Consider the following 535-nt stretch of genomic DNA (forward strand, 5'->3'; position numbering starts at 1 on the left):
GCACGCGTGCAGCGCGTGCCACGGCGTCGACAGCAAGCTCGTCGGCCCGTCGTTCACCGACATCTCGAAGAAATACGCGAGCCATGACGACGCAGTCGGCTACCTGGTGCAGAAGATCCGCGCTGGCGGCAGCGGCGTGTGGGGCGGGGTGCCGATGCCGCCGCAATCGATCGCGGAGGCCGACGCACGCACGATCGCGAGCTGGATTGCACAGGCCGCCAAACGATGAATCGACATCACACGAAGGAGACCCCCATGCACACCCGTCGACACGCCCTCTCCACGTCCGCGAAGCTCGCGCTGCTGCTGCTCGGCGCCGGCGCGCTGCCGGCCGCGGCGCAGGCCCAGGCGGCAGGCTTCAACCAGGCCGCGTTCGACGCCAAGTCGCTCGCCGACGTGATGAAAGCGCTCGGTGCCAACGCGCCGGCGGCGAGCGGCGACGTGACCGTCAGCGCGCCCGACATCGCCGAGAACGGCGCAGTGGTTCCGGTCGGCGCGTCGAGCACGCTCCCCGGCATCAAGCGCTTGCTGGTGC

2 protein-coding genes are annotated in these 535 nt (G+C 70.3%); both read left to right on the plus strand.

What is annotated here, in order from left to right:
- Positions 1–229: c-type cytochrome (locus tag ACXJKJ_RS31955; RefSeq protein WP_457395751.1), on the plus strand; the 229-nt coding region annotated here is incomplete at its 5' end.
- 26 nt (positions 230–255) lie between these two features.
- Positions 256–535, plus strand: a 280-nt coding sequence (locus ACXJKJ_RS31960) for a thiosulfate oxidation carrier protein SoxY (protein ID WP_457395753.1), incomplete at its 3' end; no start/stop codon positions are given.

The sequence above is a fragment of the Roseateles sp. P5_E1 genome, assembly GCF_054049335.1.